Raw genomic sequence first — 11943 nt, 5'->3', positions numbered from 1 at the left:
TGCGCCGCTGGAACCTTGGAGGGAAGGCCTCTGCCGAGCATGGCTCGGCACTACATGGCCCAGCAGTCCGCAGTGTTTTAGCCCCTCTCCCGTCGGGAGAGGGGTTGGGGGGAGGGCAGCTTTGCGCCGCTGGAACCTTGGAGGGAAGGCCTCTGCCGAGCATGGCTCGGCACTACAGGTGGTGCCACCAGCAATTTTCCGCAACAACGTTCATGCAATCGGGGAGTGCTACATCCATGTCGTTCCGCTTCTCCCATCTGCTGCCAGCGCTGCTGCTGGCAACGCTTATCGGCCTCTCGCCGGCCCATGCCCAGAACAGCTACTACTTCCCCACCGCGCAGCAGTTCGATGCGAAGGTGCCATCGCCACAGCAGTTCCTCGGTTATGAGATCGGCAGCCATTACACCCGCCATGATCAGCTGGTGGCCTACTTCAATGAACTGGCGCGGGTCTCGGACAAGGTCAAGGTCGAGGTCATCGGCCAGAGTTACGAGCAGCGTCCGCTGCTGCTGGTCACCATCACTTCGCCACGCAACCACGCGCGCAGCGCCGAGATCGCCGCGCAACGGCAGGCGCTGATCGATCCCGCACAGCCATTGCCCGGCGCCGATGCACCGGCGGTGGCCTGGCTCGGTTACAGCGTGCACGGCAACGAAACCTCCAGCGGTGAAGCGGCGATGCTCACCGCTTACTACCTGGCCGCCAACCAGGACGCGGAAACCGCGCGCTGGCTGGATCAGGCTGTTGTAGTGATCGATCCTGCACAGAACCCGGATGGGCGCGACCGTGCCGCCAACTGGCACAACGGCTGGGGTTCGCGTCCAGCGTCGGCGGATCCGGCCGACAAGGAGCACGTTGAGCCATTCCCCAGCGGTCGCGTCAATCATTACTTCACCGATCTCAACCGTGATTGGCTTGCATTGGCACAGACCGATAGCTGGCCGAAGGTCGCCCAGTTCCACCGTTGGTATCCGAACATCCAGATCGACTTCCATGAAATGGGCAAGGACAGCACGTATTACTTCGAGCCGTCGCCGAAGAGCATGGAAAGCCCGCTGCTGCCGAAGTCGTCGTACGAGGCGAACAAGTGGCTGGCACGCTTCCATGCCAAGGCCCTGGATGATCTTGGCTCGCTGTACTACACCGGCGAGAATTTCGACAACTTCTCGCCGATCTATGGCTCAACCTATCCGGATTTCCACGGTGCGGTCGGCGTGACGGTGGAGCAGGCCAGTTCACGAGGCTTGGTGCAGGAATCGGTGAACGGTCCTTTGCATTTCAACTTCACCGTCCGCAACCAGGTGGCTACCGGCCTGGCCAGCGTGCGTGGCGTGGTGGAAGACCGTGACCGTCTGTTTGCGCTGCAGAAGGAGTTCTTCCGCAGCGCCTTGAAGCAGGCGGCGGCCTATCCGGTGCACGACTGGGTGTTTGGTGATGCCGCTGACGCCACGCTGACCCGCAAGCTGCTGGCGGTATTGTTGCAGCATCGCATCGAGGTGCATGCGCTGGCGCGGGATGTGGAAGTGGACGGCAAGCGCTTCCTCGCGGGCTCGGCGTACGTGGTGCCGGCACGGCAGCCGCAGTTCCGCCTCGCCCATTCGATCTTCGAATTCACCCCGGCGGTGAAGGGCGATGTGTTCTATAGCGGCACTTCGTATGCCGTCGCGCCTGCTTATGGTCTTCGCTATGCGGGTAGTCGTGGTGCCTTGCCAAGCGGCGCAGCGGTGGATGCGGTGCCGACGTCACAGGGCGGTATCAGCGGAGGCCGTGCGGGTCTTGCCTATGTGGCCGATGCGCGTGATTTCGGCAGTTTCCGTCTGCTGGGTGGCCTGCTGCGTGACAACGTGCGGGTGCGCACCGCGCACCAGCCGTTCACTGCGGCTACCGCAAACGGCGATGTGGCGTTCGGTCATGGTGCGGTGGTGATTCCGGTTGCGGGCCAGAGCCTGGATGCGGATGCCCTGCAGGCCAACGTGCAGGCGCGTGCGCAGGAAGCCGGTATCACGGTTCATGCATTGGCCAGCGGTCGCGCTGCCAGCGGTATCGACCTGGGCAGCGACAATGTGCGGGTAGTGCGCACGCCGAGCATTGCCCTGGTGATGGGCGAGGGCGTGTCCGCAACCGAGATTGGCTCAACCTGGTTCTCGCTGGATACCTCGCTGGGCCTGCCGTCCAGCAAGCTTGATCCTTCGCAGCTGGCCAGTGTTGATCTGGCGCGCTACACCTCGATTGTTCTGTCTGGCGGCACCTATACCAACGTCAGCGATGCCGGCGTGGCTGCGCTCAAACGCTGGATTGCCGCCGGCGGCTCGCTGGTGGTGTATGGCAGCGGCGCGCGCTGGGCCATCGACAAGGGGCTGGCCGAAGCCAAGCTGCGCGAAGGCGACAAGAAGGATGAGGCTGAGCGGTTGGATTTCGGCACGGTGCGTGATGTGTTCGCGCTGGGCCGGGTCAGCGGCAACATCCTGAGTGCCGATATCGACCCGACCCATCCACTCGGTTTCGGCGTGCAGCAGCGGCGCATCTGGGTCAACAAGGAAGGCGGGCTGGTGTTCGAACCGGTGAAGAATGCTTTCCTCAATGTGGTGAACATCGACCGCGCGCCGGTGGTGAATGGTTATCTGTCCGAAGCCAATCGTGCGCGCGTTTCGGGTTCGAGCTATCTGCAGGTGGTGCCGACCGGGAGTGGCAACGTTGTGTTGTTTGCCGACGATCCGGCGCACCGCAAGTATTGGCATGGCACCGAGCGTTTGCTGCTCAATGCCTTGTTGCAGGCGAACCACCTGAACACGCCGCGCCAGCGCGGGGAGTGAGGCTTTAGCCCTGCAGTGCTCATAGCCCCTCTCCCGCTTGCGGGAGAGGGGTTGGGGTGAGGGGGCGGTGCGCAGCACCGTGCTGTTTTGCTTTTCTCGGCCAAGCAGCGGTTATCGCAGAAGCCCAAAGCCGCCCTCATCCGCCCCTGCGGGGCACCTTCTCCCGTAAACGGGAGAAGGGATTTGCCAAAGCCAAAGCCACAGCCCAAGCCCAAGCCAAAGCCACAGCCCAAGCCCAAGCCAAAGCCACAGCCCAAGCCCAAGCCCAAGCCCAAGCCCAAGCCCAAGCCAAAGCCAAAGCCAAAGCCAAAGCCACAGCCCAAGCCCAAGCCCAAGCCCAAGCCCAAGCCAAAGCCCAAGCCCAAGCCAAAGCCCAAGCCAAAGCCCAAGCCAAAGCCCAAGCCAAAGCCCAAGCCAAAGCCAAGCCCAAGCCAAAGCCAAAGCCCAAGCCCAAGCCCAAGCCCAAGCCAAAGCCAAAGCCAAAGCCAAAGCCAAAGCCAAAGCCAAAGCCAAAAGCGCTTGGCCACCGCCTGTTAGGGCGAGCGCGGTGCCCGATTCTCGACGCGGCAATGACGGGCCTTCCCTTCTCCCGCATGCGGGAGAAGGTGCCCCGCAGGGGCGGATGAGGGGCGCTGCTGCTACTGATCTGGCCTTCGTACAAAAAAAGAAAGCTCAATACCTGGAAACCAGAAAGGCCGACGCAATGCGTCGGCCTTTCTTTAGGACTCATCCATTCCAGCAAAACGCTGGAATCAGGCGCTGGTACGGCTCTGACCACGGCCACCACCGCCACGACGCTGGCCACCACCCGGGTGCGCATCACGACGCTGCTGGCCATTGCCGGCATTGCGCTGGCCGCCCGGCTTCTGCGGTTGGCCACCACGACCGCCGCGCGGTGCATCGCCGTTCGGGCGACGGGCGGCATGACCGCCGTTGCCACGACGCGGGGCCTTGTGGCCACCGGGATGCTCGGCCTTGCCCGGTGCGCTGTTGCCCCAGCGGATCGGGGTCTGCGGCTCGAAGCCCGGCACGTCGCGGATGTCCATGTCGCGGTCGAGCAGACGCACGATCTGGCGCAGCAGCTTGGCTTCGTCCTGCGCCACCAGCGACACGGCTTCACCGGTGGAACCATTGCGGCCGGTACGACCGATACGGTGCACATAATCTTCCGGCACCATCGGCAGGTCGTAGTTGATGACCTTGGGCAGCTCGTTGATGTCGATGCCGCGGGCGGCGATATCGGTGGCCACCAGCACGGTCACGCGGCCGGCCTTGAAGTCTGCCAGTGCGCGCAGGCGCTGGCCCTGGCTCTTGTTGCCGTGGATGGCCGCGGTCTTGATGCCGGACTTCTCCAGGAACGTGGCCAGCTTGTCGCAGCCATGCTTGGTGCGGCCGAATACCAGCGTCTGCACGCGGGAATCCTCGGCCAGCAGGTGCAGCAGCAGCTCACGCTTGCGGGCGCCATCGACCGGGTGCACGCGGTGGGTGATGGTCTCGGCAACCGTGTTCTTCGGCGTGACCTGGATCTGCTCCGGGTTGTGCATGAATTCCAGCGCCAGCTGCTTGATGCTGTCCTCGAACGTGGCCGAGAACAGCAGGGTCTGGCGGTTCTGGCGCGGCAGCTTGGACAGGATGCGCTTGATCGAGGGCAAAAAGCCCATGTCGAGCATGCGATCGGCTTCGTCCAGCACCAGGATCTCGACGCCGGACAGGTCAACGCTGCGACGCTCCAGGTGGTCGATCAGGCGGCCCGGGCAGGCGACCAGCAGGTCGACGCCACGGCGCAGCATGTCCAGCTGGTTGCCCATGCCCACGCCGCCGTAGATGCAGGCGCTGGGGATGCGCAGGTACTTGCTGTAGCCGCGCAGGCTGTCATGCACCTGGGTGGCCAGCTCGCGGGTGGGGGCCAGCACCAGCGCACGCGGACGGCGCGGGCCATTGCCCACGGTCTGCGGCGAGGTGGCCAGGTGCTGCAGCAGCGGCAGGCCGAACGCGGCGGTCTTGCCGGTACCGGTCTGGGCGCCGGCCAGCAGGTCGCGGCCGTCCAGCGCCAGCGGAATGGCCTGCTGCTGGATCGGGGTCGGGTTTTCGTAGCCCTGCTCGGCGAGCGCGCGCAGCAGGAAGGGCGCAAGGCCCAGGTTTTCAAACGACATGGAGTACTCCGAAACTTGAAGAACGCGCGCCCAGGAGGGCTTGCGTTGCTGATCATTGAAGACCAGCTGATCTCGGAGCGTTCCCGTAAACCGCGCTGCAAGATCTGGGATGCAACCAACGCGGTGCGCTGGCTGGAATGCGTGACGATAGGCGTCGGAGTGGGGGCGGGCGGGCGGATGGGCCAGATGGCCGCTGATCCTGCACCGCCGGCGGTCCCTGAGGGAAACGGACGGCCGCTGGCAGACCGCGCTAGTCTAAGGGATTGTTACCGCCGGTACAAAAACGCCTGTTCAGCATTCCCCTGGAGAGGCTGGTGGCGCCGGGCTTATTCATTACAATTGAAACTTATTTCTCCGCAGACTGGACATTCCCATGAAGCTTGGTTCCCTGAAGGAAGGCGGCCGCGACGGCACCCTGATCGTGGTTTCGCGTGACCTGACCCGCGCCGTGCGGGCCGCTGGCATTGCCGCCACCCTGCAGCAGGCGCTGGAGGACTGGTCCAATCTGGCGCCGCGCCTGAACGCATTGTCCGAGCGGCTCAATGCCGGCACCGTGGAAGGCGAGTTTGCCGTGGACATGCAGGCGCTGGCCGCGCCGCTGCCGCGCGCCTACGAATTCGTCGATGGCAGCGCCTACCTGCCGCATGTGGCGCGGGTGCGCAAGGCGCGCGGTGCCGAAGTGCCGGAGAGCTTCTATACCGATCCGCTGATGTACCAGGCCACCAGTGCCGGCTTCTATGGCCCGCGTGATGCGGTGAAGGTGATCAGCGAAGACTATGGCATCGACCTGGAAGCCGAAATCGTCGTCATCACCGACGACGTGCCGATGGCGGTGACCCCGGAACAGGCCGCCGGCCACATCCAGTTGGTGGGTCTGGTCAACGACGTCAGCCTGCGCAACCTGATCCCGGGCGAACTTGCCAAGGGCTTCGGCTTCCTGCAGTCCAAGCCGCGCTCGGCGCTGAGCCCGGTGTTCGTCACCCCGGACGAACTGGGCGCCGCCTGGCAGGACAGCAAGGTGCACCTGCCGCTGGTCACCCATATCAATGGCAAGTGGTTTGGCGCGCCCGAAGCCGGCGTGGACATGCAGTTCAACTTCGCCCAGCTGGTCGCACACGCTGCCAAGACCCGTCCGTTGTCGGCAGGTGCCATTGTCGGTTCGGGCACCATCGCCAACGAAGACACTGCGTTGGGTGCCTCGTGCTTCGCCGAGCAGCGCACGGTCGAAACCCTGCGCGACGGCAAGCCGTCGACGTCGTTCATGAGTTTTGGTGATGTTGTTCACATCGAGATGCTGGACCGTGATGGCGTCAGCATTTTTGGTGCGATTGAACAGCGCATCGAGCAGGCGTCGCGTCCCTGACGAAACGTTTTGCGCGCTGGCTTTGTTGGTGGTGAAGGCATCCTCACCACCAACCGTTATTGTGGTCGCATGTGCGGGGGGAATCTGACATGGAAGCAGGGCTGAAGCTCTACAGTTACTGGCGTTCGAGTGCCGCCTATCGTGTGCGCATAGGCTTGAATCTGAAGGGCCTGGAGTACGCGCTTGCGCCGGTACACCTGGTGCGTGATGGCGGCCAGCAGCATGCCCCGGATTACGCGGCCTTGAACCCGCAGGAACTGGTGCCGACGCTGCGTCATGGCGAGCGTGTGCTGACCCAGTCGCTGGCCATTCTCGAGTACCTGGATGAGGTTTTCCCTGAGCCAGCATTGCTGCCGGCGGATGCGGGCGGCCGAGCGCGCGTGCGTGCATTGGCGCAGCAGGTGGCCTGCGACATCCACCCCTTGAACAACCTTCGGGTGATGCAGTTCTTTGACCGCGAATGGAACGTGCCGCAGCCCGAGCGCGACGAGTGGACGCTGCATTGGATGCGTACCGGTTTTGCTTCGCTGGAGACCATGCTGGCGGGGTCGTTCGATACTGGGCGCTACTGCCATGGGGCCGAGCCCGGCCTGGCCGACTGCTGCCTGGTGCCGCAGCTTTACAACGCACGTCGTTTCCACCTGGACCTGACGCCATATCCGACCCTGCAGCGGATCGAAGCAGCCTGCCTCGCGCTGCCGGCATTTGATGCCGCCCGCCCGGAAAACCAGGTCGACGCGGTTTAGGCACCCCGGTTGATTGTTGGGGGGCGGCGTCAGCCGCGCAGCTGATATGGCATGTAGGAGCGGCGTAAGCCGCGAAGCCGGTATTGCATCCGAAGCAGTAGATCCCCCAATGCCCGACGAAGTTGGTGTCTGGATCCATCAATGGGTTCGCGGCTTACGCCGCTCTTACAGAAGCTCAGGTCGACTTGGTTCAAAAAAAAGCCCCGCAATGCGGGGCTTTCTGTTGGTTGCACGAACCACCCGCTCAGAAGCCGTGGGTGATCGCTGCTGGTGCCGATACCGCGAAATCCGCGTACGGGTCGTGCTCGCCGCTGGCGCCTTCGGACAAACGGAACTTCAGGGCCAGGCCATCGCGCGAGTCGGCGGCGCGCAGCGCCTCCTCCTGCTCGATGATGCCGTCCTTGGCCATCCGGAACAGGCACTGGTCAAAGCTCTGCATGCCTTCTTCCAGCGACTCTTCCATCGCCTGCTTGATCGCGTGCACTTCACCGCGGCGCAGCAGATCACGGATCATCGGGGTATTGAGCAATACCTCGGTGGCGGGACGGCGGCGGCCGTCCTTGCCCTTGACCAGACGCTGCGATACCACCGCGCGCAGATTCAGCGACAGGTTCATCAGGACGTTCTTGTGCGCGCTTTCCGGGAAGAAGTTGAGGATGCGCTCGATGGTCTGGTCGGCGTTGTTGGAGTGCAGCGTGGCCAGGCACAGGTGGCCGGTCTCGGCGAAGGCGATGGCCGCCTCCATGGTCTCGGCATCCAGGATTTCGCCGATCAGGATCACGTCCGGCGCTTCACGCATCGCGTTCTTCAGCGCGTTGTGGAACGCGTGCGTGTCCAGGCCTACTTCGCGCTGGTTGACGATGGACTGCTTGTGCTTGTGCAGGAACTCGATCGGGTCCTCGATGGTGAGGATGTGCCCGGTCGAGGTGCTGTTGCGGTGGTCGATCATCGAGGCCAGCGAGGTCGACTTGCCCGAGCCGGTCGAGCCAACCACCAGCACCAGTCCACGCGGTGTCATGATCACGTCCTTCAGCACCTGCGGGAGGTTGAGCTCCTCGATGCTGGGGATGCGGCTCTTGATCGCACGGATGACCATGCCGACTTCGCCGCGCTGCTTGAACACGTTGACGCGGAAGCGACCGGCGTCGGCCAGGGCGATGGCCATGTTCAGCTCCAGGTCGCGCTCGAACTGCGGTACCTGGCCCTCGTCCATCAGCGAGTAGGCGATTTTCTTGACCATTCCCGGCGGCAGGCCGGTATTGCCCAGCGGGTACAGCTTGCCTTCAATCTTGATGTAAACCGGCGCTCCGGTGGTCAAAAACATGTCCGAAGCGTTCTTTTCGGTCATCAGCTTCAGGAAATAGCCGATATCCATGCGAAATTTTTCCCCAACAAACGGCGGCGCGCCGTTGCAAGCACGCCTCAGGCTTGACCACAATGGCCGCGCTCAGTCATCCAAGCAACGGCTCCCCAATGAAACCTAGCTTCGCACAATTAAGACGATTCCTGTGTGTTACCGCCTGCACATTCCTGCTTTGCGGCAGTGCGCTGGCGCAGGATCCGGGCGCAATGGAATTGCTTGCCGCCCAACAGGCCGTGGAGAAAGCTGACCGCGCCGACGCCGATCAGTACGCGCCGGACATCATGGCGATGGCCCGCCAGCAGTTGGGCCAGGCCCAGCAGGCGGCCAGTGACCGACGCCTCCGCAAGCAGGCGCCGATCCTGGCACTGCGTGCCGCCGCCGATGCCGATCTGGCGCGTGCGCAGAGTGAGGAAGCCGTCGCCCAGGCCCAGCTGGCCCAACGCAGGGCCGAGGTAGCCCAGTTGCAGCGCCAGTTGGCGACAGGGGAGGGACGCTGATGCGGATCAGGAATCTGGTGGTTGTCGGCCTGCTGGCCATGCCCTTGCTGGCGCTGGCGGCGGAAGACCCGGCGGTGGCGTCCTTGAACCAGCGTTTGCTGGTGCTGCAGGCCGACATGGCCACGGCCGACGTGGCCCCGTTCGAGAAGCTGCAGGCGCAACAGGCCATCGCGGCATTGGCCAAGGCCAAGCGCAAGGAGCTGGACGATGCGCGTTATCTGGCGGAGCGCCGTGTCGCCATTGCCGAGGCGGCCAGCCGTGCGGCATTGGCGCGCCGTGAGGCGGGTGAACTGGAACGTACCCGCAGCGAACTGCTGATCGAGGCCAGCCGCCGCGATGCCGCCCGCGCCCGTCAGGAGGCCGAGCAGCTGCGGGTACAGACCCAGATCCAGGCCGAGGAGGCCGAGCGCCTGCGTCTGGCCGCCGAAGCCGAGACGCTGGCCCGCCAGGATGCCGAAACTGCCTTGACCAGCGTTGCCGGGCGCCAGCAACAGCGTTTGAGCGCGGCCCAGCAGAATGCAGCCAAGCTGGCGCGCGAAGAGGCCGAGCTGGTTTCCGGGCAGAAACTGCCGGCATCCCGGTTCGAAGGCCGCGGTGAGGTCTACACCTTTGCCGGTGATGCGTTCGCGGCGGGCCAGGCGGCGTTGTCCGGCGGTGCCCGCAACCAGGCCAAGGCGCTGGCCGAGTACCTGAACATCGGCAAGAAGGGCCGGGTTGTGATCGAGGCCTACGACAGTGCCAACGGCGTCGGTCAGCGGCGCGCGCAGGCGCTCAAGGACGCACTGGTGGCAGGTGGTGTCGCGGCCAACCGGATCCAGGTGACGGGCAAGAAGGCGGCCGCTACCCGGGCCCGCTCGGCGGAAGTGATTATTGCCCCATGACAAACTTAAATGGCTGAAGTTGTTAGGTTTTTGTCGTTCGCGCGAGACTGAATGCGGAGCGGTTTGGATATTCAGCAAACGTTCCCGTCCAGCCCTTGCCGGAACCTTTTTGCAGGCGTAGGGTCAATTGTCCGGGCGGCACTTTCGTCGTCCGGACAGCGGAGGGCCGAGCCGGTGCAAGCGTGGCGCGAACCAGTAACCGAAAGCTCCTGGCAGGTTGGCCGGAGGACGGTTGGTGGTGCCACGGTGAGCGGCTTGGCTTTCCAATCCTGCAACGCCCCGTGCCGCCAGGCCGGGGCGTTCTTGTTTCTGCATGAAGGAGGTAGTCATGTTCGAAGGGCAGCCGCAGAGTGAAATCGACGCATTGGCCAAGGCCAACCCGGAGTTCAAGCAGCTCTACCAACAGCATAAGAAGCTGAACAAGAAATGCATGGACGCGGAGCTGGGTGTGCTCCCGATCGACGGGGCAACCCTGGGACAGATGAAACGGGAAAAACTGCTGGCCAAGCAGAAGCTCCTGCGGATCTACGAAAACAGCATCAACTGAACCTTCCCCACGCTAGACCTTTTATGTCGCGGACGGTGGCGGCCCCCTCGTCGGCCGTCATTGTCCGCGCCACTTGGCAGCGCAGTTGCGGTGCACGAAAGCGCCGTTAACTGACTTTCCTGCACAACCATCGGATAATCATCGGTCCGGCCGCAATGCGGCGCGATCTGAAGTCAACCGATGCCCATCCATTCCTCCATCCTCGAACTCATTGGCAATACGCCCATCATCAAGGCCCAGCGTCTGGATGTCGGCGTGTGCGAGCTGTACCTCAAGATGGAGAGCGCCAACCCGGGTGGGTCGATCAAGGACCGTATCGGCCTGTCGATGATCGAGGCGGCCGAGAAGCGTGGCGATCTCAAGCCTGGTGCGACGCTGGTCGAAGGCACCGCCGGCAATACCGGTCTGGGGCTGGCGCTGGTGGCGCAGCAGAAGGGCTATAAGCTGATCCTCGTGGTCCCGGACAAGATGAGCCGGGAAAAGATCTTCAACCTCAAGGCGATGGGCGCCGAAGTGGTGCTGACCCGTTCGGACGTGGCCAAGGGCCACCCGGAGTACTACCAGGACCTGGCCAAGACCGTTGCTGACCGTACCCCGGGCGCCTACTTCATCAACCAGTTCGGCAACCCGGACAACCCGGCCGCACATGAGTTCGGCACCGGCCCGGAGATCATCGAGCAGATGGGCGGCGACCTGGACGCCATCGTGTTCGGCTGCGGCAGCTCCGGCACCATGACCGGCCTGTCGCGCGCCTTCGCCAAGCTCTCGCCCAAGACCGAGCTGGTGCTGGCGGACCCGGTCGGCTCGATCCTGGCCGAGTACATCAACGACGGCACGCTGAACGAAAAGTCCGGCAGCTGGCTGGTGGAGGGCATCGGCGAGGACTTCCTGCCGGATATCGCCGATTTCAGCCGGGTCAAGAAGGCCTATGCCATCAGCGACGCCGAGAGCTTCCACACCGCGCGCGAGCTGCTGGGCAAGGAGGGCATCCTCGGTGGTTCGTCGACCGGCACCCTGCTGGCCGCCGCGCTGAAGTACTGCCGCGAGCAGACCACGCCGAAGAAAGTGCTGGTGCTGGTGCCGGATACCGGCAACAAGTACCTGTCCAAGATGTACAACGACTACTGGATGCTGGACAACGGCTTCCTGGAGCGCCCGCAGTTCGGCGACCTGCGTGACCTGATCCTGCGCCCCTACAGCCAGCGCGACACCGTGGTGGTGGGCCCGAAGGACCTGCTGACCACCGCCTACCAGCGCATGAAGCTGTACGACGTGTCGCAGTTGCCAGTGATGGAAGGCAGCCAACTGGTCGGCATCATCGATGAAAGCGACGTGCTGCTGCATGTCTATGGCGATGAAGCCCGTTTCCGTGACCCGGTCTCGGTGGCGATGGTCAGCAAGCTCGACCGTCTGGACGTCAAGTCGCCGATCGAAGCGTTGCTGCCGGTGTTTGACCGCGGCCAGGTGGCGATCATCACCGATGGTGACGCCTTCCTCGGCTTGATTACCCGTATCGACCTGCTCAACTACCTGCGCCGCCGCGTTCAGTAAAACCGACTGGTCCCCTCGAAAGAGGGGGC

Annotated in this window: 9 protein-coding genes; 7 read left to right on the top strand and 2 right to left on the bottom strand. The window is 63.8% G+C overall.

Features of this window, described 5'->3' with window-relative positions; genetic code table 11:
• The first annotated feature begins 236 nt into the window (after nucleotides 1–236).
• Nucleotides 237–2813: a M14 family zinc carboxypeptidase gene (locus RT131_RS10050; protein WP_313172549.1), complete on the top strand. Its 2577-nt coding sequence runs from the start codon at nucleotides 237–239 to the stop codon at nucleotides 2811–2813.
• A 752-nt stretch (nucleotides 2814–3565) separates the two neighbouring features.
• On the opposite strand, the gene RT131_RS10045 is transcribed toward RT131_RS10050, so the two are convergent.
• On the bottom strand, nucleotides 3566–4966 hold the full coding sequence (locus tag RT131_RS10045) for a DEAD/DEAH box helicase (RefSeq protein ID WP_313172547.1): 1401 nt from the start codon (nucleotides 4964–4966) through the stop codon (nucleotides 3566–3568).
• A gap of 373 nt (nucleotides 4967–5339) precedes the next feature.
• On the opposite strand from RT131_RS10045, the gene RT131_RS10040 reads away from it, so the two are divergent.
• Together RT131_RS10040 and maiA are read left to right on the top strand one after the other, a co-directional pair.
• Nucleotides 5340–6329, top strand: coding sequence for a fumarylacetoacetate hydrolase family protein (locus RT131_RS10040; protein WP_313172545.1), 990 nt, complete (start codon nucleotides 5340–5342; stop codon nucleotides 6327–6329).
• 89 nt (nucleotides 6330–6418) lie between these two features.
• A complete protein-coding gene (maiA, locus tag RT131_RS10035; RefSeq protein WP_313172543.1) occupies nucleotides 6419–7075 on the top strand; it encodes a maleylacetoacetate isomerase in 657 nt (218 codons plus the stop codon).
• A 244-nt stretch (nucleotides 7076–7319) separates the two neighbouring features.
• On the opposite strand, the gene RT131_RS10030 is transcribed toward maiA, so the two are convergent.
• Nucleotides 7320–8450: a PilT/PilU family type 4a pilus ATPase gene (locus RT131_RS10030; protein WP_313172541.1), complete on the bottom strand. Its 1131-nt coding sequence runs from the start codon at nucleotides 8448–8450 to the stop codon at nucleotides 7320–7322.
• Between the two features lie 98 nt (nucleotides 8451–8548).
• On the opposite strand from RT131_RS10030, the gene RT131_RS10025 reads away from it, so the two are divergent.
• From RT131_RS10025 to RT131_RS10010, 4 genes are all read left to right on the top strand, one after another.
• On the top strand, nucleotides 8549–8935 hold the full coding sequence (locus RT131_RS10025) for a DUF4398 domain-containing protein (RefSeq protein ID WP_313172539.1): 387 nt from the start codon (nucleotides 8549–8551) through the stop codon (nucleotides 8933–8935).
• On the top strand, nucleotides 8935–9816 hold the full coding sequence (locus RT131_RS10020) for a hypothetical protein (protein ID WP_313172537.1): 882 nt from the start codon (nucleotides 8935–8937) through the stop codon (nucleotides 9814–9816). The genes RT131_RS10025 and RT131_RS10020 overlap by 1 nt, the downstream gene beginning before the upstream one ends.
• 328 nt (nucleotides 9817–10144) lie before the next feature.
• On the top strand, nucleotides 10145–10363 hold the full coding sequence (locus RT131_RS10015) for a YdcH family protein (protein ID WP_282266820.1): 219 nt from the start codon (nucleotides 10145–10147) through the stop codon (nucleotides 10361–10363).
• Nucleotides 10364–10543: 180 nt separating this feature from the next.
• A complete protein-coding gene (locus RT131_RS10010; protein ID WP_313172534.1) occupies nucleotides 10544–11914 on the top strand; it encodes a pyridoxal-phosphate dependent enzyme in 1371 nt (456 codons plus the stop codon).
• Nucleotides 11915–11943 lie beyond the last annotated feature (29 nt).

The sequence above is a fragment of the Stenotrophomonas sp. genome, assembly GCF_032066555.1.
Taxonomy (GTDB): Bacteria; Pseudomonadota; Gammaproteobacteria; order Xanthomonadales; family Xanthomonadaceae; genus Stenotrophomonas.
Note: the sequence above shows the minus strand (reverse complement) of the source record. Positions and strands in the feature narration are given on the sequence as shown.

Excerpts from the sequence above, each read along its gene's own strand:
- RT131_RS10015 (WP_282266820.1), top strand. The coding sequence starts at position 10,145 with ATGTTCGAAGGGCAGCCGCAGAGTGAAATCGACGCATTGGCCAAGGCC.
- RT131_RS10040 (WP_313172545.1), top strand. The coding sequence starts at position 5,340 with ATGAAGCTTGGTTCCCTGAAGGAAGGCGGCCGCGACGGCACCCTGATC.
- RT131_RS10025 (WP_313172539.1), top strand. The coding sequence starts at position 8,549 with ATGAAACCTAGCTTCGCACAATTAAGACGATTCCTGTGTGTTACCGCC.
- RT131_RS10030 (WP_313172541.1), bottom strand. The coding sequence starts at position 8,450 with ATGGATATCGGCTATTTCCTGAAGCTGATGACCGAAAAGAACGCTTCG.
- RT131_RS10045 (WP_313172547.1), bottom strand. The coding sequence starts at position 4,966 with ATGTCGTTTGAAAACCTGGGCCTTGCGCCCTTCCTGCTGCGCGCGCTC.
- maiA (WP_313172543.1), top strand. The coding sequence starts at position 6,419 with ATGGAAGCAGGGCTGAAGCTCTACAGTTACTGGCGTTCGAGTGCCGCC.
- RT131_RS10010 (WP_313172534.1), top strand. The coding sequence starts at position 10,544 with ATGCCCATCCATTCCTCCATCCTCGAACTCATTGGCAATACGCCCATC.
- RT131_RS10050 (WP_313172549.1), top strand. The coding sequence starts at position 237 with ATGTCGTTCCGCTTCTCCCATCTGCTGCCAGCGCTGCTGCTGGCAACG.
- RT131_RS10020 (WP_313172537.1), top strand. The coding sequence starts at position 8,935 with ATGCGGATCAGGAATCTGGTGGTTGTCGGCCTGCTGGCCATGCCCTTG.